Raw genomic sequence first — 22,731 nt, forward strand, 5'->3', positions numbered from 1 at the left:
TATTCGTATGTAAAAAATATTTATTTTACAGGTATAAATGACACTTCCGGAGCGGGTTTGAGAATTGCTTTCTGCAAAATGAAAATACAGTATTTCCTGAAATTAACAGATCAGTTTATCTTGCTCAGGATTTGATGTAATGATTTCTGAAGCTGCTATGGTTCTGCAGAAATGAATTTTCAAACACGTCCGGACGACAAGAACAGGAGGAATGACATGGGCGCAGAGAATACAGAATACGGCGCGGATCAGATCCAGATCCTGGAAGGACTGGAAGCCGTACGTAAGAGGCCTGGAATGTATATCGGAAGTACCTCCAGCCGTGGACTTCATCATCTCGTATATGAGATCGTGGATAACGCAGTCGATGAAGCACTGGCTGGTTTTTGTACGGAGATCCATGTAGATATCAATCCGGATAATTCCATTACAGTTACAGATAATGGTCGTGGTATTCCGGTTGGTATCAATCATAAGGCTGGTATTCCGGCAGTTGAGGTTGTATTTACCATTCTTCACGCAGGCGGTAAGTTCGGCGGTGGAGGATATAAGGTTTCCGGTGGTCTTCACGGTGTTGGTGCATCTGTTGTAAATGCACTTTCCGAATGGCTGGAGGTTATCATCTACCGAGAGGGTAAGGAATACAAACAGAGATATGAGCGTGGCAAGACTATGTACCCGCTGAAGGTGGTAGGTGACTGTGATCCGGGGCTTTCAGGAACGAAGGTTTATTTCCTTCCGGACAAGGAGATCTTTGAGGAGACTGTTTATGATTATGATATCCTGAAACAGAGACTTCGTGAGATGGCTTTCCTGACTAAGGGTCTTCGTATCGTTCTGGAGGATAAGAGAGAGGGTCAGGAGCGCGAGAAGGTATTCCACTATGAGGGGGGTATCCGTGAGTTTGTAAGCTACCTGAACAGAAGCAAGGAGGCTCTTTACCCGGAGATCATTTACTGTGAGGGTGAGAAGGACGGCGTGTCTGTAGAGGTTGCGCTGCAGCATAATGACTCCTATACAGAGAACACCTATGGCTTTGTAAACAATATCAATACACCGGAGGGCGGTACACACATTACCGGTTTCCGTAATGCGATCACCAATACATTTAATGATTATGCACGTAAGAACAAGCTTCTCAAGGACAGTGAGCCGAACTTAAGCGGTGATGATATCCGTGAGGGCCTGACTGCGATCGTCAGTGTTAAGATCGAGAATCCGCAGTTTGAGGGTCAGACCAAGCAGAAGCTTGGAAACAGTGAGGCAAGAGGTGCGGTAGACAGTGTTGTAAGTAAACAGCTGGAGATTTTCCTGGAGCAGAATCCTGCAGTTGCCAAGGCTACCGTTGAGAAATCTGTTCTTGCACAGAGAGCCAGAGAGGCAGCCAGAAAGGCACGTGACCTTACAAGAAGAAAATCCGCACTGGACAGCATGTCACTTCCTGGAAAGCTTGCAGACTGTTCTGACAAGAATCCGGAGAACTGTGAGATCTATATCGTAGAGGGAGATTCCGCGGGCGGTTCTGCCAAGACAGCGAGAAACCGTGCCACACAGGCAATCCTTCCGCTGCGTGGTAAGATCCTGAATGTTGAGAAGGCACGTCTGGATAAGATTTACGGAAACAAAGAGATCAAGGCAATGATCACTGCCTTCGGAACCGGAATCCATGAGGATTTTGATATTTCCAAGCTTCGTTATCACAAGATCATCATTATGACCGATGCCGATGTTGACGGTGCGCATATCGCAACACTGCTTCTGACCTTCCTGTATCGTTTCATGCCGGAGCTGATCAAGCAGGGATATGTATACCTGGCGCAGCCTCCTCTCTATAAAGTGGAGAAGAACAAAAAGGTATGGTATGCATATGACGATGATGAGCTGAACAATATCCTTACCGAGATCGGACGTGACGGAAACAATAAGATCCAGCGTTATAAAGGTCTGGGTGAGATGGATGCCGAGCAGCTCTGGGAGACTACTATGGACCCTGAGAAGAGAATCCTTCTCCGTGTGACCATGGACGAAGCTGCCACATCTGAGATCGATCTGACATTTACCACTCTTATGGGAGACAAGGTAGAGCCAAGACGTGAATTTATCGAAGAAAATGCAAGATTCGTTAAGAATCTTGATATCTAGGAGAATAAAGAAGAATGGAAGATAATATTTTTGACAAAGTCCACGAAGTGGATCTGGAAAAAACGATGAAGGAATCTTACATCGACTATGCCATGAGTGTTATCGCCTCACGAGCTTTGCCTGATGTAAGAGACGGTCTGAAGCCGGTACAGCGTCGAGTTCTGTACTCTATGATCGAGCTGAATAATGGTCCTGACAAGCCACACAGAAAATGTGCGCGTATTGTCGGTGATACCATGGGTAAATATCATCCGCACGGTGACAGCTCCATCTATGGTGCGCTGGTCAATATGGCTCAGGAATGGTCCACAAGATATCCGCTGGTTGACGGGCATGGAAACTTTGGTTCCGTGGATGGTGACGGTGCGGCTGCCATGCGATATACAGAGGCACGTCTCAGCAAGATATCCATGGAGATGCTTGCTGACATCAACAAGGATACGGTTGATTTTCAGCCGAACTTTGATGAAACAGAGCGTGAGCCGGTTGTACTTCCGGCACGTTTTCCGAACCTTTTAGTAAACGGTACTACAGGTATTGCGGTAGGTATGGCAACCAATATTCCGCCGCATAACCTTCGTGAAACTATCAATGCAGTTGTTAAGATCATTGATAACATTGTAGAAGAAGACAGAGAAACAGCTATGGAGGAGCTTCTTGAGATCGTAAAGGGACCGGATTTCCCTACAGGAGCGACCATCCTCGGAACGAGAGGGATCGAGGAAGCTTACCGTACCGGACGTGGCAAGATCCGTGTCCGTGCGGTGACGAATATCGAGACTTTGCCAAACGGTAAATCCCGTATCGTGGTTACCGAGCTCCCGTACCTTGTAAACAAGGCACGTCTGATCGAGAAGATCGCAGAGCTTGTCCGTGACAAAAAGATCGACGGGATCACAGACCTGAACGACCATTCCAGCCGTGAGGGTATGCGAATCTGTATTGATCTTCGTAAGGATGCCAATGCCAACGTGATCCTGAATCTGCTTTACAAGCATACACAGCTGCAGGATACTTTTGGTGTGATCATGCTTTCTCTTGTTCCAAATCATGGAAGTATGGAACCGAAGGTTCTGAACCTGAAAGAGATGCTGGAGTACTATCTGGAGCATCAGGAGAATGTAGTTCGCAGAAGAACACAGTATGATCTTAATAAGGCACAGGAGAGAGCCCATATTTTGGAGGGCCTTCTGAAGGCACTTGATAATATTGACGAAGTGATCCGCATCATCCGTGGTTCCCGCAACGTACAGATCGCCAAGCAGGAGCTGATCGACCGTTTTGAGTTGACAGATGTGCAGGCACAGGCGATCGTGGATATGCGTCTCCGTGCACTGACAGGTCTGGAAAGAGAGAAGCTGGAGGCTGAGTATGCAGAGCTTATGGAGAAGATCCGCAAGTTCCAGGCAATCCTTGCTGACCGCAAGCTCCTTCTCCGGGTGATCCGAGAGGAGATCCTTGCCATTGCAGAGAAATACGGCGATGACAGAAAGACTTCCATCGGATACGATGTATATGATATCTCTACAGAGGATCTGATCCCGAGAGAAAATACAGTGATCGCAATGACAAAGCTTGGTTATATCAAGCGTATGACCGTTGACAACTTCCGCAGCCAGAACCGTGGCGGCAGAGGAATCAAGGGTATGCAGACGATTGAGGATGACTATATCGAAGAGCTTCTGATGACGACAACGCACCATTATCTCATGTTCTTTACTAATACAGGACGTGTATACAGACTGAAGGTATATGAGATCCCGGAGGCTGGTCGTACAGCCAGAGGAACTGCGATCATCAATCTTCTGCAGCTTGCACCGGGAGAAAAGATCACAGCTGTGATCCCGCTTCGTAAATATGAAGAGGGGCATTATCTGATGATGGCCACCAAGAAAGGCCTTGTGAAGAAAACTCCGATCAAGGATTACGAGAATGTCCGTAAGACAGGTCTTACAGCAATCGTTCTTCGTGATGATGACGAGCTGATCGAGGTTAAGGCTACTGATAATAATAAAGATATTATTCTTGTGACCAGGGACGGACAGTGTATCCGCTTTAAGGAAACGGATGTCCGCAGCACAGGCCGTGCGTCCATGGGAGTAAGAGGTATGAATCTTACTGACGGTGATGAAGTTGTTGCCATGCAGCTGAACACTCAGGGAGATTATCTGCTTGTAGTTTCCGAGAACGGAATGGGCAAACGTACAGCTATGAGTGAGTTCGTTGTCCAGAACCGTGGCGGTAAGGGTGTGAAGTGCTACAAGATCACCGAGAAGACCGGAAATGTTGTTGGCGCCAAGGCTGTCAACGAAGAGAACGAGATCATGATGATCACTACAGAGGGTATCATTATCCGTCTGCAGTGTGCGGATATCTCTGTTCTTGGAAGGATCACCTCCGGTGTGAAGATGATCAATCTTACAGAGGGTGTAACCGTTGCAAGTATCGCCAAGGTAAGAGATAAAGATCCGGAAGCAGATACAACTACCGAAAAAGCTGACGGAGAAACCGGCGATAACGAAGAAGGCTCTGCAGAGGAAGCTGTCACAGGCAGTGAAGAGGAATAAGGTCGAGGATAAGTCATGACGACGACAAAGAAAAAACGCAGAAAAAAATCAGTAAAGAAGCTGAAATACTCTAATAAAAAACTGAATTTTGTCCACATTGCGACACTGGCGGGGATCATTCTGATCCTGCTGGTGATCGTTCTGGCGGCCAGAGGTTGCGGAAAGATCAGCCACAGAACTCCGGAGGGGGTTGTGGAAGGCTACATCAAAGCGGCAGCAGCAGGCAAGAATAAAAAGATGCAGAGCTGTTACAGTGCGGATAAGTTATCGGATGAGGCGAAAACAGAGATTTCCTCCACGATAAAATATTTTCAGGCCCATGGAGTAAAGGATGTAAATATCGACAGCTGTGGCTCCATTTCTGAAAACAAAAATTATTCTTATGTTTATATCCGCTATAATCTTGTTCTGGAGAACGAGCAGGAATATCCATGTATCAGTACCTATCTTGTAAAGGTCCAGGACAAAAAGTATTATCTGTATGCGCCTTCTGAGATTTCAGATAAGATCAGCCAGCAGGCTGCCAAGGATTATCAGAAATTTATGACTACGAAAACCTATACAGATTATACAAAGGCTTATGAGGTTTTTCTGAAAAAGAATCCGGGATACGAGGATAAGATCGCAGGGAAACTGAACGGATAAAGCAGAGGCGGGAGGATGTAAGAATGAAGCGGATTTTGCTGATGGTGCTCAGAAATATAGTCTTTGTTCCTTACTGGTGGATCAAGCTTTGCTGGTATGCAGCGCATACAGATGATTATCCGGAAGAGAAGAAATACGCATTCCTGAGACTGGTAGATGAGCATGCCATCGAAGGCGGAAATATCCATATTGATGTGCATGGAGCTGAAAATATCCCAAAAGAAAAGGGATTTATGTTTTTTCCGAATCACCAGGGACTGTTTGATGTGCTGGCGATCATCCGGGCATGCCCGGTTCCTTTTTCGGTAGTTGCCAAGAAGGAAGTTGGAGAGATTCCTTTTCTGAAGCAGGTTTTTGCCTGTATGAAGGCCTTTATCATTGACAGGGAAGACCTGAAGCAGTCCATGCAGGTCATTGTCAATGTAATACGGGAAGTGAAGGCTGGTCGTAATTATCTGATCTTTCCGGAGGGAACCAGAAGTAAAAACGGAAATCATCCGGGACCGTTCAAGGGCGGCAGCTTCAAGACTGCCACCAAGACGAAATGCCCGATCGTTCCGGTTGCACTGATCGATTCCTTTAAGGCTTTTGATACCGGTTCTACAGAGAGGATCACCGTACAGGTGCATATCCTTCCTCCGATGTATTATGAGGAATACAAAGATATGCATACCACAGAGCTCGCAGAAGAAGTGAAGAGACGGATCGAAAAGGTGATCGAAGAGAATATTATGTAAAAAAGAAAAGACTTTGATGAAGTTGGAACAAAAACATCATCAAGGTCTTTTTTTTGTTGTATGTTTTGTATAAAAACGAAACGTTTTATTTGTGGATTGTTGGGCATATACAACCAAAAGGTTTGATGATAACATAGAGACATCCATACAATATAAATAAAAGATGTAAAGAGGACGAACAGATGAAAAAAGAAGAATACCTTTCTCTGATCGATGAGGTGATCGCACAGGGACCGTACACGGATACCTGGGATTCTCTCTGTGAGCATCCTACGCCGAAGTGGTATGCAAGAGATAAATTCGGAATTTTTATCCACTGGGGTGTTTACAGTGTTCCGGCTTTCGGAAATGAATGGTATCCCAGAAATATGTATGTGAAAGGCTCTAAGGAGAACCTGCATCATACAGAGAAATACGGAACTCTGGATAAATTCGGCTACAAGGATTTTATTCCTCAGTTTAAGGCTGAGAAGTTTGATCCGAAGGAATGGGCGGCCTTATTTAAAGAGGCGGGGGCGAAATTCGTAGTTCCGGTAGCGGAGCATCACGATGGATTTCAGATGTATGCAAGTGACCTTTGTCGCTGGAACGCTGCTGAGATGGGACCGAAAAGAGATATTCTCGGAGAGCTGAAGACAGAGGTTGAGAAAGAGGGAATGGTTCTCGGTGCTTCTTCTCACAGAGCAGAGCATTACTGGTTCTTTAATGGAGGTCGTCAGATCCCGGAGGCTGATGTCAATGATCCGGAATATGCGGATCTTTATGGGCCGGCAGCAGGAATCACCAGAGATATGAGTGATATTTATGACAATCCTCCGACAGAGGAGCATATGCAGGACTGGCTTGTCCGCACCTGCGAGATCGTGGATAAATATCAGCCATCCATCGTGTATTTTGACTGGTGGATCCAGCAGTATGCATGGAAACCGTATCTTCGTAAATTTGCAGCATATTATTACAACCGTTCTGCACAGTGGGGAAAAGAAACAGCCATTGATGCCAAATTTGACGCATATGTTTACGGCAGCGCAGTCAATGATCTGGAAAGAGGTCAGTTAGACCATATCACACCGGATCTGTGGCAGAATGATACGTCTGTAGCTAAGAATTCCTGGGGCTATACCATTGGAAATGATTATAAGAAGCCTTCCGATGTAGTGCTGGATCTGATCGATGTAGTCAGCAAAAATGGTGCACTTCTTCTTAATATCGGACCGAAGCCGGATGGAACAATTCCGGAAGAGGATGCACATATCCTGAGAGAAATGGGAAAATGGCTGAAGGTAAACGGAGAGGCGATATACGGAACCAGATACTGGAAGACATTCGGAGAGGGACCGACGGTGGTTCCGGAGGGACATTTCACGGATACCTATGATAAGCACTTTACTTCTGAGGATATCCGTTTTACAAGTAAGAGCAATCATATTTATGCGACTGTTCTGCACTGGCCGGAGGATGGAGAGATCCATATCAAAGCTCTTGGCAATGATATGAAGCTTTTGAAATCCACGATCCGGGATATTGAGATCCTCGGAACAGATCTGCATCCGGCATTTGCGAGAAATAAAGAACTGGATATTTCCTGCGGAAGAGGGGTTATTGAGGCGGGAGATATGCCGGTGGTATTGAAGATCACAGTAGAATAGCTGTTGGGGGAAGCAAGTAAATTATAATGTCTTTTTGAAAGGACAGAAAGGATAAGGTATTTTAATTATGGGAGATGTAAGATTCACAGGAAACTGGAACTCTGTAAATGCACACACAGTTCCAAAATGGTATGAGGATTGTAAATTTGGAATTTTTATCCATTGGGGAATTTATTCCGTGCCGGCATTTGCACCGCATACATGGGAGCTGGGAGAGGTTGATTCAAAGGAATGGTTTGCGGATAATCCGTATGCAGAATGGTATTACAATTCTCTGAACATTGGAAAAGGTCCTACATATAAGCATCATATAGAAAAATACGGAAAAGATTTCAAATACGAAGATTTTATTCCTATGTGGAAAGCTGAAAACTGGGATCCGAAGCAGTGGGCAGAGATCTTCAAAGAAGCAGGTGCGGAGTATGTTGTTCTGACAACCAAGCATCATGACGGATTCTGCCTGTTCCCAAGTAAATATACACATTTCAATTCCGTAGAAATGGGACCGAAGAGAAATATCACCGGTGAGCTGACAGAAGCTGTCCGTGACGCAGGAATCCGCATGGGCCTGTATTATTCCGGACTGATCGACTGGCAGTATGCAAACGATCCTATTTTTGAGGATGATGATCTGTTTGGAACAGCCAGCCCGACATTTGCATATGCAGATTATTCCTATAATCAGATGAAAGAGCTTGTAGATGATTATGCACCGAGTGTGTTCTGGAATGATATCGGATGGCCGACACAGAGTGAAGAGATGATGCCGTATTTCTTTGCACATTATTACAATAAGGTTCCGGAGGGTGTGGTAAATGACCGTTTCAACGGATGTTATCACGATTTCCTTACTAAGGAATATAAATCCGGTTCTGTAAACAGAAATGAGAAATGGGAGATGTGCCGTGGAATGGGCTTATCCTTCGGTTATAATGCCAACGAAGGCGATGACAAGCTGATCTCTGTTCCGGATCTGATCTCACTTCTTGTCGGAACAGTGGCAAATAACGGAAATCTTCTCCTGAACATCGGCCCGAAGGCAGATGGAACTATCCCGGAGGAGCAGGTAAGAAGACTGAAGATCCTGGGTGCATGGCTGAAGGTAAACCATGACGGTATTTACGGAACACGCTGCAGTGACCGTGAATCTGAGCTGCTTGAGAGTGGAATCGAGCTCCATTATACACAGAAAGACGGAAATCTGAATGTGTTTGCAGATCATCTGAAGGAAGGTGCCAATGAATTCCTGATCAAAGGCTACCACGGAGCGCTGAGACCATTTGACCCGGCAGTGAAGGTAGAAACTGAGGATACTGCAGAGGGACTTCTTGTGAAGATCCCGGAATATAAAGAAGATATGTATGTGGTTGGATTAACCAACAGATTCTAAATAATGAACAGGAGGACCGGATGTATGTCGGTCCTTTTGTTGCTACATGGGAGAAGATCGTGGATATCCGATCGATTCTCAGGGAGGGAGCTTTTATGTTTGGGAAAAAAATCGCAATACTGTTATCAACGGCAATGATCCTGACAGGGTCCTGTGTATCTTCTGTGGCTGTACATGCACAGACTGGTTATGCGGCTGAATATGCGCAGGAAGCATTGGCAGCAGGTGTGCAGAGCACTGCAAAGCTTGTTGCGAAGGGCTCCTGTGGAAGCAAAGCTGTTTACCGATTGTACTCCAATGGAAACCTGCAGATACAGGGAAAAGGGGAGGTTAAGGTTACCGATGATTTTTCATACAGATCAGCGATGATAAAAACAGTAACCGTTGCATTTGGGATCACGGGAATCGGTGACAGAACCTTTTCAGACTGCAGAAATATGAAGAGGATTTCGTTGCCGGGAACTCTGCGGAGTATTGGAGTAAGAGCATTTGGAGATACTGCGATCACCAGGATCAAGCTTCCTGATGGACTGAAAAGCATTAGTGCATATGCTTTTTACCAGAGTAAGCTTATGAGCCTGGATGTACCGAAAACTGTGACAAAAATTGATGAATATGCTTTCAGTTACTGTAACAATCTGGAATCTGTCAGCATTCCGGGAAGTGTGAAAATATTACCGGAATCGTTATTTGAGGCGGATATGAAGCTGAAAAAGGTTACGCTTGGACAGGGCGTTTCCAGGATAGAAAGAGCGGCCTTTCGGCATTGCGGTTTGACAGGAGTAAGCTTTCCGGACAGTGTTACGGTTATTGGTGAAGGTGCGTTTTCTTTTTGTCCAGATCTCAGAAAGGTGTCGTTGCCGAAGAAGCTTACAGAGATCGGGAACGGTGTATTCAGTAATTGTCGAAAACTGGGGAATATTACAGTACCTGCCAGTGTGAAAAAGATCAGAAGCCATGCTTTTTATGATTGCCTGGCAATGAAAAAGATTACGATCCTCAACAGTAAAACAGTGATAGAAAAAGAAGCGATCGGCTATAATTTCAATAGTGGAAAAAATAAAACTTTTGTCATTGCCGGAAAAAAGGGTTCTACTGCTCAGACTTACGCAAAGAAAAATGGGTTCCGTTTTTTGAACAATACTGCCGCAGTAAGGACCGCAAAGATGACCGGCGTGCCCAAAACAAAAACCATACTTCGTGGAAAAACATACACGATCCAGGCAGTGACCGTGCCGTATTACAGCGACGAAAAGATTCTTTTCCGTTCCTCGGATCGCAGGATCGCTACGGTAAATTCCAAAGGTGTTGTAAAGGGAATACGAAAAGGGACGGCCGTGATCACCGTGCAGAGCGGAGCGAAAAAACTGAACTGTAAGATAACGGTGAAGTAACGATGAAGCAGGCGTACGTAAAATTGCCATAACAGTGAAATAATACAAAAGAAAATAAAAACAGAAGCCCGGCAGATGAAACATGGAGAGTTATCGCATGTGCAGCTGCCGGGTTTTTTATAAATATAGAAACCCTTAAAATAAGGAATAAAATAGCTTGTTATACCCTTAAAATAAGGGTATATTAATAAAAAAGGGGGAATCTAAAATGACAGGATATGCTGTGAAACATTCGATACGGGCAGAAGATATACGAATTTTAAGGAAGAAATTGAAGCTTACACAAAAAGATTTTGCAAAGTTAGTAAATGTATCTCAGAAAACAATAGAAAGATGGGAAAGTGAAAATCGGGATATTACAGGACCGGTTACGACATTAGTTCATATTTTAAACGAGTATCCTCAGATTGAGGAAAACCTCCGCGTGCCGGAAAAAGAATATCCGATACGCTTATGGTACATGTTTAAGAGTGAAATATGTACGATTATTGATGTGGATGAGAGAGGCAGAAAAGTAAAAATATATAATTATACAAACAATTTTATTAAAAAAGCATTTGGCCGAAATGAAAAACCAACCTTTGAAGAATACGAGGAATTTCTGGAATCTCGTTGTTTCCCGAGACAACGAGACAAAATAAAATTGGTATTAGAAGATTTGAATCTGCCATTCTATGATCCGTTTATGATCATAGAAAAGACCGAAGGAAGAATGGCAGAGGATGATTTCTGGATCAGGATTGAGAGGTAAAGATGGTACAGCTTTTTGAACAGGATATCAAAACAAATGACAGACAATCGTCAAAAGGAAACCAATTGAAATGGTGCAGGAACAATGTATGGTATAAAGCTGATTATATGGGATATGAGGGATTGGTGGAATATGTTGTTTCACGTTTGTTGGAAAAATCTTCACTGAAACAGGAAGAGTATGTTTTATATAAAACAGAAGAGATTAGTTATAAGAGAAGAAAATATCTGGGATGTAAAAGTGAAAATTTTTTGCCTGAGGGATGGCAACTTATTACATTAGAAAGACTTTTTTATGGATTTTATAATGAAAGTCTTTATAAAAAATTATTCACGATTCCAGAACATTCGGAAAGACTGGAATTTATAGTAGATCAGACGGAACGCATTACGGGAATTAGCGATTTTGGAAAGTATATGAGTAAGATCCTGGCAATTGATACATTTTTTATGAATGAAGATCGGCATATGCATAATATTGGAGTCTTAATGGATGCAGAAGAAAAATATCATTTATGTCCAATATTTGATAACGGTGCAGGACTGCTATCAGATATACAGATGGATTATCCGATGGAAGAAAACATAAATAATCTGATGGAGGAGGCACGATCAAAAACTCTGTGTGAAGATTTTGATGAGCAGATCGAGATTGCAGAAGAATTGTATGGTCAGCAGATAAGGCTGAAATTTAATGAAAAAGATGTAAAAGAAATATTGGATATGGAAAGTTATTATCCGCAGGAATATAAAGAAAGAGTATTTGAGATTATTATGAACAGGAGAAGAAAGTACAGATATTTATTTTGAATAACTGCACGTCGTATTTTTGGTATTTTGGTAATAAAGCAGGTGCAAAAGTTTTCACATGTGCAGCTGCCAGGTTTTTTACAGTAAAAAAATGTTCAAAAATGTCTGTAAACAGACAAAATATGACGAAAATATTCTAAACAAAGCTTGATTAAATGTGATGGGAAATTTATAATTTTGGTATAAATATGAATTGGAAAATGGGGGAACGGTCACATCCAAAGGTGTTGTAAAAGGCATCAAAAAAGGAACTGCAACCATTACCGTTCAGAGTGGTTCCAAAAAACTGACCTGTAAGGTAACGGTTAAATAATTCAAAGGATATTAGTAATCAGCATTTGTTATTTACTCATAGTTATATCTTATATGTTTGAGTACGCAAAACAGACTGGAGCTTGATAAGAATATATATCAGGTTCTCAGTCTGTTTTTATATATTGCAGGCAAAAAAAGAACACGTTTTCACAAAATAAGATTGACTTTTTTCAAAACTCTTATTATCATATAAAACATATTTAATTACTATGAAATAAGAAATGATAAAAAGTTCTGTTACACTGATGATGCTGAGTTACACAGATGACGTTGAGCAGCTTACAGGACTGGCAGCGGGCAGACTTTTTTCAGAGGGAGGGGACGGGTACATGTCCATCAAGAAGATCGCAGAAAAGGCAGGGGTTTCACCGGCGACGGTTTCCAGAGTTTTGAATAATCCCAATTATAAATGTTCTGTTTCCGGACTCAGGGATAAGATATGGAAAACAGCTATCGAGATGAATTATGTGCCCAACGAGGCGGCCCGGAATCTGAAAAAAGGCGTTTCCGCAAAGCAGGAGAAAACCTGGTACATCAATATCCTGATGACAAGAACCGATTCTTCCACAACGGATCCGTTTTTTGCGGAGCTCCTTCGGGTGATCGAAAGTGAGATCCATGATAAAAACTGCATTCTTTCCAAAGTATGGTATATGTCTGTGTTTTCCGATGACCGGAAGTGCCGAAGGGAGAATCTGGACCGGCTGATCGACGGAATGTATGACGAGGTGGAAGGGAAAAGGGACGGACTGATCATCATCGGCAGATGTAATAAAGAGGCTTTGAAGAAGCTGAATAAGAAGTATAAGAGTGTGGTATCGGTGAACCGGAATTCTACCAATTATGAAGTGGATGAGGTCCTTTGCGATGGGAAAAAGATCGCAGCAGCGGCAGTGGAATATCTGATCTCCCTGGGGCACAAAAATATCGGTTATATTGGCCAGTGTCACAGCGAGGACCGGTATAACGGGTATCTGGAAACACTGAAGAAGCATGATCTGGATGTGATACCGGAGTATGTTATCGAAACAAAGCAGACTGAGGCCGAGGGCTACGAGGCCATGGAAAAGTTCTTTCAGTCGGACGACATGCCAACCGGAATCTACTGTGCCAATGATATTTCGGCGATCGGAATGCTGAAGTGCCTGAATAAATTTCGGAACCGGTATTATATGCCTTCGATCATATCCAGCGATGATATACAGGAGGCACAGTTTACCAGACCGATGCTGACAACGGTGAGCCTGCCCAAGGAGGATATGGGAAAATTTGCATTATACCTGCTGCTGGACCGGCTGAAGGGCGGACATTCCGGTATTGTGCGAATGGAGCTGGAAGGCAGACTGATGATACGGAACAGCTGCAGCAGTGTGGAGGACAGTATGTGGAGCGATTATTGTATCTGAGGATTGCGGATGCGCAGATATAGTGACAGACAGGATGCAGTTGCGCAATGACCAGAGTATTTTCGTGAAAACGTTTTCAGATATTCATATTTAATTAATGGGAATAATATGGTTTAATGTATTCAATTCAAATAAAAAAAATTATAGAACCACAGAATCAGAGTAAACGGAAAGAACAGGTATGATTTGACAGCGAAATGAAGCATTTACATTGGTGGGAAAAAGATTTCCAAATAAAAATGTGGTTGTAAAGGAGTACACAGATCATGAAAAGAAAACGCATTGCAGGTGTCTGTATCGCACTGGCAGCAGTGGTACTGGCAGGAACTTTTGCAGTATCGGGAAACAATACAAAGGATAAAAATCACGTGGAGATCATCAATGTGTCCTATGATCCGACCAGAGAATTTTATGAAGCGTATAATAAGATTTTTTCAAAATATTGGAAAGAAGAAACAGGTCAGAGTGTGGATGTGATCCAATCTCATGGCGGTTCCGGAAAGCAAGCCCTTGAGATTTCCAACGGACTTCCTGCAGATGTGGCGACACTTGCACTGGAATATGATATCGATGCGATCCGGAATGCCGGTCTGATCGACAAGGGATGGATCGATGAATATCCGGATGACAGTGCTCCTTATACTTCCACCATTGTATTTCTTGTTCGGAAGGGAAATCCGAAGAATATCCACGACTGGGATGATCTGACAAAGGATGGTGTGGGAGTGATCACTCCCAATCCGAAAACCTCCGGTGGTGCCCGCTGGAATTACATGGCAGCCTGGGCTTATGCAAATGAGAAATATAATGGCAACGAGACAGAGATGAAAGCCTTTATTAAGAAGCTTTATAGAAATGTCCTGGTTCTGGATTCCGGTGCAAGAGGTGCCACAACCTCTTTCGTGGAAAACGGGCAGGGGGATGTGCTGATCGCCTGGGAAAATGAAGCGTTTCTTTCTGTAAGGGACAATCCGGATGATTACGAGATCGTAACGCCGGGCATCAGTATCCTGGCACAGCCGTCCGTTGCTGTTGTAGATGAAAATGTGAAAAAGCATGATAATGCAGAAGCTGCGAAAGCATATCTGAAATATCTGTATTCCGATGAAGCTCAGGAGCTGATCGCTGAGAATTACTACAGACCGATTGATCAGACGATCCTGAAAAAGCATGCAGATACTTTTGATCTGAAGGTGAAGCTGACAACGATCAAAGATTTCGGCGGCTGGGATGCAGTTCAGAAAAAGCATTTCGCAGACGGCGGAGTGTTTGATGAGATCTATGAAGAGTAGAAGAGCCTGAGATTTTATAACAGATCAGAGAGTTGTAGAAGAGTCAGAGATTTGCAACAGATTAGAGAATTGTAGAAGAGTCAGAGATTTGCAGCAGACCGGGAATTTGTAACAGATCAGAAACTTAGAATAGAAAAGAGGGGAGACAGAAATGAAGAAACAACAGAGTAAACGTGTGATACCAGGCTTTGGACTGACAATGGGAGTGACTTTGGCGATGCTGAGTATCGTAGTTCTGATCCCTCTTGCGTCTTTGGCAGTATACTCGGCGCGGCTGAGTTTTCGGGAATTTATTGATGTGATCACACGGCCGAGGGTTTTGTGCGGATTCTATGTAAGCTTTATTACCGCATTTGCGGCCACAGTGATCAATGCTATTATGGGCCTGGTCCTTGCGTGGGTGCTGGTAAGATATGATTTTCCGGGAAAAAGGATCATGGATGGAATGATCGAGCTGCCTTTCGCACTGCCGACTGCGGTTGCCGGTATCTCACTGACATCCCTGACATCCGATAAAGGTCTGGTGGGAAGCTTTTTTGCAAATTTCGGTATTAAGATCGCATATACCAGGATCGGTATCACGGTGGCATTGATCTTTGTGGGAATCCCTTTTGTAGTCAGGGCCATTCAGCCGGTGCTGGAGAAGCTGGACGGTTCTTATGAGGAGGCGGCTCGTGTCATGGGTGCAAAGCCATTCACCGTTTTTCGCAGAGTTATTCTTCCGGAGCTTCTGCCGGCAATGCTTTCCGGGGCGGGACTTGCCTTCGGACGCTGCCTGGGAGAATACGGAAGCGTTGTTTTTATCGCAGGAAATAAGCCTTATTATACAGAGATCACGCCGCTGATCATCATGTCAAAGCTTCAGGAGTTTGACTATGAAAGCGCAACAGCTATCGCACTGGTTACACTGGCAGTATCATTTCTGATCCTGTTTGGTGTGAATCTGGTGCAGGCAAGAAATACGAAACGTATCAGAGGGAGGGATGCATAATGGATGAAAAAAAGAAGCAGGCTTCCGGGCCGGTGAAATGGATTCTTATCGGGATTTCCGTGATCTTTCTTTTTGTGATGCTGGTACTGCCTCTGGTGGTTGTTGTAACCCAGGCGCTGAGCAAGGGCTGGCAGTGCTACGTGCAGGCGGTGACAGATGAGTACACGCTGAAAGCGCTGAAGCTGACCATTGGGGCGACGGCTGCGGCTGTTGTATGCAACACGATCTTTGGTCTGTGTGCGGCATGGGCAATGACCAGATTTCATTTTCGGGGAAAAAAGCTCCTTACCACTTTGATCGATGTTCCGGTTACAGTATCACCGGTTATCGCAGGTCTTATCTATATCCTGGTTTTTGGAAAGCAGAGTCCTCTTTATTCTGTTCTTGAAAGTGCAGGGATACAGATCGTGTTTGCAGTTCCGGGAATTATCCTAGCAACGATTTTTGTCACATTTCCATTTGTGTCCAGAGAGATCATACCGGTTCTGGAATCCATAGGGTTCGATGAGGAAGAGGCGGCAGCACTGATGGGAGCAAAAGGCTGGACGATTTTTACCAAGGTGACATTTCCACATATCAAGTGGGCATTTCTCTATGGTGTTGTGCTGTGTACAGCCAGAGCCATGGGAGAGTTTGGAGCTGTGTCCGTACTGTCCGGACATCTCCGTGGAAAAACAAATACACTTCCGCTTCATGTGGAAATTCTTTATAACGAATTCCAGTATGTTCCGGCATTTGCGGTTTCTTCGATCCTGGTGATCCTGGCGGTGATCCTTCTGATCGCAAGAAATGTTCTGGAGCATAAAGGAAAGGGGGAAAAAGGCGATGTACGTTGAGTTAAAAAATATCAATAAAACATATGGGGATTACAAGGCATCTGATAACGTAAGCTTTGGTATCGAAAAGGGGAAGCTGATCGGTCTTCTGGGGCCCAGCGGAAGCGGAAAAACTACGATTCTCCGTATGATCGCCGGTTTGGAGCAGCCGGACAGCGGTGAGATCATCATCGACGGAAGAGTGGTCAATGATGTGCCTGCCAGCGAGAGAGGCATTGGATTTGTGTTCCAGAATTATGCTCTTTTCCGGTATATGACGGTGTATGATAATATTGCATTTGGCCTGAAGGTGCAGAAGGCGGACAAGAAGTATATTAAGCAGAGGGTTATGGAACTGGTAGAGCTGATCGGGCTGAAGGGCCTGGAGAAAAGATATCCGAGTCAGCTGTCCGGTGGTCAGAGACAGCGAGTGGCTTTTGCCCGGGCTCTGGCTCCGAATCCGCAGCTTCTCCTTCTGGATGAGCCTTTTGCGGCGATCGATGCAAAGATCCGTACGGAGCTTCGAAGCTGGCTGAAGGATATGATCGAGAAGTTGGGGATCACCAGTATTTTTGTTACCCATGACCAGGATGAGGCTATTGAGGTGGCGGATGAAATTATTATTACCAACCGTGGACGGATCGAGCAGAAGGGAACTCCACTGGAGGTTTATCAGAATCCGGATACTGCGTTTACGGCGGGATTTTTCGGGCAGACTTCTGTGATCGATGATTACCAGGTGTTCAATCACTTCGAGGAAGTTCCGGGAGGCGAAAAAGCCATTGTCCGTCCGGAGTTTGTAAAAGTGACTAAGAAGAACGAGGAACAGAAATATAAAAGCTCCGCAACAGAGGGCATCGTAGAACGAGTCGCATTCCGCGGCAGCAGCCTGGAACTGAAAGTCCGAGTAGGAAACACCACACTCAGCGCCAGAAGAAGCCTTGACGAAGAACCCGTCCGGGAAGGTGAAGTTGTGGATGTGTTTGTGCAGAGGATTTTTGTAACGAAGGGAAATGAGGCAGTACTGCTACATAATACAGCTATGATTGAGGATTGGTTAGTGATATAAAAAAATGCCGCGGAGCGGCATTTTTTTATAAGCAAGTAGCGTTAGCGGATTGCGAATAACATATGATGTGGCCGCGGGAGCGGCATTTTTTTATGAGCAAGTAGCGTTAGCGGATTGCGAATATCATATGATGTGGCCGCGGAGTGGCATTTTTTTATATATGTGAAATTTTCACACCGTAATATTCTGCAAGAGAATCCACCAGGTCATCACGGATTTTTTTGTGGTCATTGCCATCCAGGGACATGACACAGGATACCATCTGACGTTTTTTATCAACGACGCAGTATTGGCCGTAATTGCCGGACAGGATCAGTGTATCTTCCATAGGTCCCATATATATGAAATATCCATAACCATAGCTCTGGTAATCCGGATGCTCCGTCAGTGGATTGTAAGAATCGATATGTTTCTGACAGGCATCAATCACGAATTTTTTTGGGACGATCTGTTTTCCGTTCAGGGAACCCTCATGCAGAAGCAGATGTCCAAAACGAGCCAATTCATCAATCGTCAGATACAGTCCGTTAGCTGCCATACAATGTCCCTGAGGGCAGAGGGTCCAGTCCGGATTCGGAATGCCAACCGGTTCAAAGAAACGATATCGCAGATAATTCAGCAGACCCGTTCCGGATTTCTCTTCCAGAAGAACAGATAAAATATAGGAACAAAAATTGCTGTACACAAAATGAGTACCGGGTGTATATGGAAAAGAATCATTCTGAAAGAAATATCTCACCCAGTCCTTTTCTCTGTATCGCTCTGGTCCATCGCAGAAAAAGAGCGGATCTTTCTGACCGGATGACATGGTAAGAAGATCACGGATCTTTATCTTGTACAGATTTTCAGAAGGGTCGGAAGGGAAATATTTTTCAAACCAGGGATAAATGTATTCATCAAGAGTGATCAGTCCTTCACGTTCTGCGATACCTGCGGCCATTGCAACAAAAGGCTTGCTGATAGACCATATATTTAAACGGGTTTTGACCGGAAAAAGTCTGAATTCTTCTTTTAGAAGATCATTTTTATATATCTGTGCGTAGATGATATTGGAATGATGTTGCTTTGATTTCTCAAGAAAAATATCTAAAATTTCCTGCATGATAATCCCCCCCTGAAATTATTATTCGTAAAAAAGATCAAAGTCTGAATAAAGTTCTTCCAGGTCATGAAGTCGTGTACTGATGGATTTGCACCTGGTTTTGCGGATTTTTGCAACAATACTGTCAAACAGACAATAGAGGCATGAGAAGGAGTTAAATCCCATTTCATTGAGATTGATCTCTATAATGATAGCGTGGTCTGCCAGCGCCCATGCCGGTGATGAAATGCTGTCTGTGATGGCGAGTATCTTTGCACCATGATTTTTGGCAATCTGTGCATATTTCAGAGACCATTTGGTATAGCGGGCAAAAGAGATCAGAAGAACAACTGTATCCTCGGATGCTTCTGTGAGATATTCGAAATTGGAATCGTAAAATTCGTGAACCACCTTGGTATTTCCAAGAAGCTGATTCAACAGAGTTCCCATCCAGAGAGCGGCACTGTAGGAAGAGCGTGCACCAACAATGAGGCGTTTTTTGGCATTGCTCAGATGGGTAACAATCTGATCCATATCTTCCTGATTCAGATGAGATGCCCAGTTTTCCATGGAATGGAGTTCATTGGCAATGATGTTTTGATAAAAATTTCCGCTATCCAGCCGTGAATCGTCTTTTATAACCGTAGGAACGGAAAGAATATCATTCTGTACAGTACGCTGCATTTCAGAAAAACTTTCAAATCCCAGGGAATAGGCAAGGCGTATGATAGTGGTTTCGCTTACGGAAATTTCCTTGCTGAGTTTCGCAAGGGTGGAATAACTGAATGAATCAAGGTGTTGTAATATATATTCGGCGACTTTCTTCTGACCGGCAGAAAGGAAAGATACTTTTTCACGGATCAACTGTTCTATTTTCATGAAAACCTCCTGTACTGTACGATTAGTATAATAAATTATAACAGGTGTAAAGTTTGATTACAATATAATGGAGCAAAAAATTCTTCTTAATATAAAAAAGATGTAAATAATGCACAAATTAAAGTGTGTATTTTTAATAATATTGTCAATAGAAATCTTGAAACCTAGATGTTAATATAGCATTAAATAATTCATATGACGTCAGAAAAAGAATTAATTACACTATTAATGTTAAAGTCAATAAAAAAGGGGGGCTTTTATGTCGTCAACAGTAAAGGAAATAAAAGAAAAAACAGGTTACCTGAAACGAAGTGATCTTTATACAATCGGTGTAGGACAGGCGATTGGATCGGGTGTTCTGACACTGATCGGACCGGCAATTCTTTTGACTGGTCAGTCAGCATGGTTGGCATATGTAGCTGCATGTATCTGGGGATTTATGATGATTGCACCAATTCCATGGATCACATCTACACTGAAACTTGGAGGAGGATTTTATTCTCTGGTAGGAGATATGGCCGGCAAACGAGTTGCCGGTATGTATGCAGTAGGATTTTTGCCACAGACGATCAATCTGGCGACTTATGGTGTGGCAATTGGTATGTATGCAAATTCCCTGTGGCCGCAGATTAATGCGAAATGGTTTGGAATTGCAGCCCTGAGTGTGTTCTTTGCCATCAATCTGTGTGGTGTGGATGTAATGGCGAAGGTACAGAAAATTCTGGTTATCCTGCTGTTTGTTGCACTTGGTCTGTTTATTGTTCTGGGATGCCTCCAGCTGAAAAATCCGGTGTTTGAGTTTACAGCACCAGACTTTTTCTCCAATGGTCCATCCGGATTCTTTTCCGCAATCATGCTGTATGTATATTCAACAAACGGATATTCCTGCATTATGAATTATGGTAAACAGGCAAAAGAAGCGCATAAAGATATTCCAAAGGCACTTCTGTACTGTATTCCGACACTGATGGTTGTATATGGCGGTGTTGCAATTGTAGCAAGTGGTGTGCTTCCTCTGGATCAGGTAGCCGGACAGCCGCTTACCCTGGTTGCAAAAAATATTTTAAATCCGGCACTTTTCACAGTATTTATGATTGGTGGTCCGGTACTTGCACTGTCTTCATCCATTAATTCAACAATTTCCAATAACTGTATTCCGGTTGCACAGTCCTGTAAAGATGGATGGCTTCCGAAATCATGGGCAGCTCAGAACAGAAGAGGGGCTTACTGGAAACTGATGACATTTACTTATCTTATGGGAATATTACCTGTGTTACTGGACTTTTCTATCAGTGATGTTGTAAATAATATTATGCTTCTGGCATCAGCATTGGCATTTCTGCAGATTTATGCGTATTTCCAGCTTCCGAAAAAACATGCAGAAGCATGGGAAAAATCACCAATGCATATTTCTAACGGAAAATATTATTTCCTCTGCTGTTTGAGCCTGTTTGCATATATCTGCATTTTTATCAATTCTTGCAGAAGCCTGAAACTTCCGGTAGTAATCATCAGTCTGATAGCCATTGTAGTATGCATGGCTTACGGATGGTTTAGAAGTGTAAGTCCTGATGTAAAGATGGAAACAAGTGTGTGGGAGGATTAATGTTTATGAATAAAGACCAGAACCTGATCAATGAATTTGCTATCAAAACTTTAAAAGAAAATCTCAATGTTATGTATGCGCAGATATGGCGTGAAGGACAGTTAACGGCAGAATATAAAAGAATGCCGGTGAAAACCCGCCTGAATACCTGGTCTGCATGCAAGGGTGTTGTGTCCTGTGCGGCAGGAATCGCACTTGATGAAGGGCTGATTCGACTTGATGAGAAGATTGTGGATATTTTTCCAGAGTATGCACCGGAGAATCCGGACGGATATCTGGGGGATGTAACGCTGGAAAATATGCTGACAATGACTACAGGTTTGGAAAGCTCTCTGTTTTTCTGTGACTGGCCGGAGCGTTACACAACTCCGGACTGGATCCGATATTTCTTCGAGAATGCGAAAGTGATAAAAAAACCGGGAACAGAATGGCTGTACAGCAATTTTAATACTTATATGATCAGCTGTGCGATTGAAAAACGTGCGGGAGTTAATCTTCTGGAATATTTGAGAAATCGCTTTTTTGAGCCGCTGGGAATTGGAAATCCAGACTGGACTTTGTGTCCGAAAGGGCATGTGCATGCGGCTAATGGACTTTATGTGAATATTGATGAGTTTACCCGGTATGGACAGATGATTCTTCACAAGGGAAATTATAATGGAAAACAGCTGGTGCCAGAGTCGTACATGAAGATGGCAACGTCCAATCTGGTGGATAATTCAGTGGCAGGAAGTCCGGGAAATCTATATTCCGGTTTTGGATATGGATATCAGTTTGTAATGAATCCGGAAGCCGGTTCCTATCGATCCGATGGAAATTATGGTCAGTTCTGTCTGGCGTTTCCTGACAAGGATGCAGTAGTAACTGTAATGTCTCTGGAGGGGGATTTCCAGAAAATAGGAAATCATCTATGGACTACAGTGGTTCCGGAATTATAAGAATTCTGTCTGGCAAATCAGACAGTGTAAGAGGGCTTAAATCTTTCTGGCTTGACATTGGTCAGAAACCGTTTTATACTCCTGTCTTTGACAGTTGCTAAACAAAAAAATCGCTGTACCTTTTGATTTTACTGGGGTTCGGCGATTTTTTTGTGTCGTTTTGGAATATAGTATTTTATCCAATGCGTCGTAAAACCCCCTGCTTCAACTATGGGGATATAAGACGCGTCCATCGAATTTATGCAAGTAATTGAA

18 protein-coding genes are annotated in these 22,731 nt (G+C 43.6%); 16 read left to right on the forward strand and 2 right to left on the reverse strand.

All coding sequences use genetic code 11. The annotated features are described in order from the left end of the window. The first annotated feature begins 216 nt into the window (after nt 1-216). The 14 genes from gyrB (at nt 217) to DW694_RS15525 (ending at nt 17,972) form a co-directional block, all read left to right on the forward strand. The gene (gene gyrB / locus DW694_RS15460; RefSeq protein ID WP_059086496.1) at nt 217-2,142 is read left to right on the forward strand and encodes a DNA topoisomerase (ATP-hydrolyzing) subunit B; all 1,926 of its coding nucleotides are present in this window, start codon (nt 217-219) and stop codon (nt 2,140-2,142) included. Between the two features lie 14 nt (nt 2,143-2,156). Further along, nucleotides 2,157-4,709 carry a DNA gyrase subunit A gene (gene gyrA / locus DW694_RS15465; RefSeq protein ID WP_059086495.1) on the forward strand — a complete coding sequence of 851 codons (2,553 nt, stop codon included), beginning with the start codon at nt 2,157-2,159 and terminating at the stop codon, nt 4,707-4,709. Between the two features lie 15 nt (nt 4,710-4,724). Beyond that, nucleotides 4,725-5,354 (forward strand): hypothetical protein, encoded by a 630-nt coding sequence (locus DW694_RS15470; RefSeq protein WP_021651690.1) that lies wholly within the window; start codon nt 4,725-4,727, stop codon nt 5,352-5,354. 23 nt (nt 5,355-5,377) lie between these two features. Then, complete coding sequence (locus tag DW694_RS15475; RefSeq protein ID WP_021651689.1) at nt 5,378-6,091, forward strand: lysophospholipid acyltransferase family protein; 714 nt, start codon at nt 5,378-5,380, stop codon at nt 6,089-6,091. A gap of 182 nt (nt 6,092-6,273) precedes the next feature. Beyond that, nucleotides 6,274-7,740: an alpha-L-fucosidase gene (locus DW694_RS15480; protein WP_021651688.1), complete on the forward strand. Its 1,467-nt coding sequence runs from the start codon at nt 6,274-6,276 to the stop codon at nt 7,738-7,740. A gap of 67 nt (nt 7,741-7,807) precedes the next feature. Continuing rightward, nucleotides 7,808-9,130, forward strand: coding sequence for an alpha-L-fucosidase (locus DW694_RS15485; protein WP_118753291.1), 1,323 nt, complete (start codon nt 7,808-7,810; stop codon nt 9,128-9,130). A 95-nt stretch (nt 9,131-9,225) separates the two neighbouring features. Beyond that, nucleotides 9,226-10,524 carry a leucine-rich repeat protein gene (locus DW694_RS15490; protein WP_182465510.1) on the forward strand — a complete coding sequence of 433 codons (1,299 nt, stop codon included), beginning with the start codon at nt 9,226-9,228 and terminating at the stop codon, nt 10,522-10,524. A 208-nt stretch (nt 10,525-10,732) separates the two neighbouring features. Then, a complete protein-coding gene (locus DW694_RS15495) occupies nt 10,733-11,275 on the forward strand; it encodes a helix-turn-helix domain-containing protein (protein WP_015526587.1) in 543 nt (180 codons plus the stop codon). 2 nt (nt 11,276-11,277) lie between these two features. Continuing rightward, complete coding sequence (locus tag DW694_RS15500; RefSeq protein WP_118753293.1) at nt 11,278-12,084, forward strand: hypothetical protein; 807 nt, start codon at nt 11,278-11,280, stop codon at nt 12,082-12,084. Between the two features lie 536 nt (nt 12,085-12,620). Then, nucleotides 12,621-13,805, forward strand: a complete 1,185-nt coding sequence (locus tag DW694_RS15505) for a LacI family DNA-binding transcriptional regulator (RefSeq protein WP_243121568.1) — start codon at nt 12,621-12,623, stop codon at nt 13,803-13,805. A 266-nt stretch (nt 13,806-14,071) separates the two neighbouring features. Then, nucleotides 14,072-15,097 (forward strand): sulfate ABC transporter substrate-binding protein, encoded by a 1,026-nt coding sequence (locus DW694_RS15510; RefSeq protein WP_118753294.1) that lies wholly within the window; start codon nt 14,072-14,074, stop codon nt 15,095-15,097. A 151-nt stretch (nt 15,098-15,248) separates the two neighbouring features. Next, nucleotides 15,249-16,088, forward strand: a complete 840-nt coding sequence (cysT, locus tag DW694_RS15515; protein ID WP_118753295.1) for a sulfate ABC transporter permease subunit CysT — start codon at nt 15,249-15,251, stop codon at nt 16,086-16,088. Next, a complete protein-coding gene (gene cysW, locus DW694_RS15520) occupies nt 16,088-16,924 on the forward strand; it encodes a sulfate ABC transporter permease subunit CysW (RefSeq protein ID WP_118753296.1) in 837 nt (278 codons plus the stop codon). Before cysT ends, cysW begins: the two co-directional genes overlap by 1 nt. Further along, nucleotides 16,914-17,972, forward strand: a complete 1,059-nt coding sequence (locus DW694_RS15525; protein ID WP_118753297.1) for an ABC transporter ATP-binding protein — start codon at nt 16,914-16,916, stop codon at nt 17,970-17,972. Before cysW ends, DW694_RS15525 begins: the two co-directional genes overlap by 11 nt. Nucleotides 17,973-18,126: 154 nt before the next feature. On the opposite strand, the gene DW694_RS15530 is transcribed toward DW694_RS15525, so the two are convergent. Together DW694_RS15530 and DW694_RS15535 are read right to left on the reverse strand one after the other, a co-directional pair. Next, nucleotides 18,127-19,074: a serine hydrolase gene (locus DW694_RS15530; RefSeq protein ID WP_015526597.1), complete on the reverse strand. Its 948-nt coding sequence runs from the start codon at nt 19,072-19,074 to the stop codon at nt 18,127-18,129. 21 nt (nt 19,075-19,095) lie between these two features. Beyond that, nucleotides 19,096-19,932: a MurR/RpiR family transcriptional regulator gene (locus tag DW694_RS15535; protein ID WP_118753298.1), complete on the reverse strand. Its 837-nt coding sequence runs from the start codon at nt 19,930-19,932 to the stop codon at nt 19,096-19,098. Nucleotides 19,933-20,191: 259 nt separating this feature from the next. Between DW694_RS15535 and DW694_RS15540 the strand changes: the two genes are divergently transcribed. After that, nucleotides 20,192-21,538 carry an APC family permease gene (locus DW694_RS15540; RefSeq protein ID WP_021653084.1) on the forward strand — a complete coding sequence of 449 codons (1,347 nt, stop codon included), beginning with the start codon at nt 20,192-20,194 and terminating at the stop codon, nt 21,536-21,538. Nucleotides 21,539-21,543: 5 nt separating this feature from the next. After that, complete coding sequence (locus tag DW694_RS15545) at nt 21,544-22,476, forward strand: serine hydrolase (RefSeq protein ID WP_173746717.1); 933 nt, start codon at nt 21,544-21,546, stop codon at nt 22,474-22,476. Nucleotides 22,477-22,731: the final 255 nt, after the last annotated feature.

It is taken from the genome of Ruminococcus sp. AM26-12LB (assembly GCF_003480785.1).
Classification (GTDB): Bacteria; Bacillota; Clostridia; order Lachnospirales; family Lachnospiraceae; genus Blautia_A; species Blautia_A fusiformis.

Bases quoted from the DNA above. Each gene is read 5' to 3' on its own strand.
- gyrB (WP_059086496.1), top strand. From the start codon at position 217: ATGGGCGCAGAGAATACAGAATACGGCGCGGATCAGATCCAGATCCTG.
- gyrA (WP_059086495.1), top strand. From the start codon at position 2,157: ATGGAAGATAATATTTTTGACAAAGTCCACGAAGTGGATCTGGAAAAA.
- DW694_RS15470 (WP_021651690.1), top strand. From the start codon at position 4,725: ATGACGACGACAAAGAAAAAACGCAGAAAAAAATCAGTAAAGAAGCTG.
- DW694_RS15475 (WP_021651689.1), top strand. From the start codon at position 5,378: ATGAAGCGGATTTTGCTGATGGTGCTCAGAAATATAGTCTTTGTTCCT.
- DW694_RS15480 (WP_021651688.1), top strand. From the start codon at position 6,274: ATGAAAAAAGAAGAATACCTTTCTCTGATCGATGAGGTGATCGCACAG.
- DW694_RS15485 (WP_118753291.1), top strand. From the start codon at position 7,808: ATGGGAGATGTAAGATTCACAGGAAACTGGAACTCTGTAAATGCACAC.
- DW694_RS15490 (WP_182465510.1), top strand. From the start codon at position 9,226: ATGTTTGGGAAAAAAATCGCAATACTGTTATCAACGGCAATGATCCTG.
- DW694_RS15495 (WP_015526587.1), top strand. From the start codon at position 10,733: ATGACAGGATATGCTGTGAAACATTCGATACGGGCAGAAGATATACGA.
- DW694_RS15500 (WP_118753293.1), top strand. From the start codon at position 11,278: ATGGTACAGCTTTTTGAACAGGATATCAAAACAAATGACAGACAATCG.
- DW694_RS15505 (WP_243121568.1), top strand. From the start codon at position 12,621: ATGATAAAAAGTTCTGTTACACTGATGATGCTGAGTTACACAGATGAC.
- DW694_RS15510 (WP_118753294.1), top strand. From the start codon at position 14,072: ATGAAAAGAAAACGCATTGCAGGTGTCTGTATCGCACTGGCAGCAGTG.
- cysT (WP_118753295.1), top strand. From the start codon at position 15,249: ATGAAGAAACAACAGAGTAAACGTGTGATACCAGGCTTTGGACTGACA.
- cysW (WP_118753296.1), top strand. From the start codon at position 16,088: ATGGATGAAAAAAAGAAGCAGGCTTCCGGGCCGGTGAAATGGATTCTT.
- DW694_RS15525 (WP_118753297.1), top strand. From the start codon at position 16,914: ATGTACGTTGAGTTAAAAAATATCAATAAAACATATGGGGATTACAAG.
- DW694_RS15530 (WP_015526597.1), bottom strand. From the start codon at position 19,074: ATGCAGGAAATTTTAGATATTTTTCTTGAGAAATCAAAGCAACATCAT.
- DW694_RS15535 (WP_118753298.1), bottom strand. From the start codon at position 19,932: ATGAAAATAGAACAGTTGATCCGTGAAAAAGTATCTTTCCTTTCTGCC.
- DW694_RS15540 (WP_021653084.1), top strand. From the start codon at position 20,192: ATGTCGTCAACAGTAAAGGAAATAAAAGAAAAAACAGGTTACCTGAAA.
- DW694_RS15545 (WP_173746717.1), top strand. From the start codon at position 21,544: ATGAATAAAGACCAGAACCTGATCAATGAATTTGCTATCAAAACTTTA.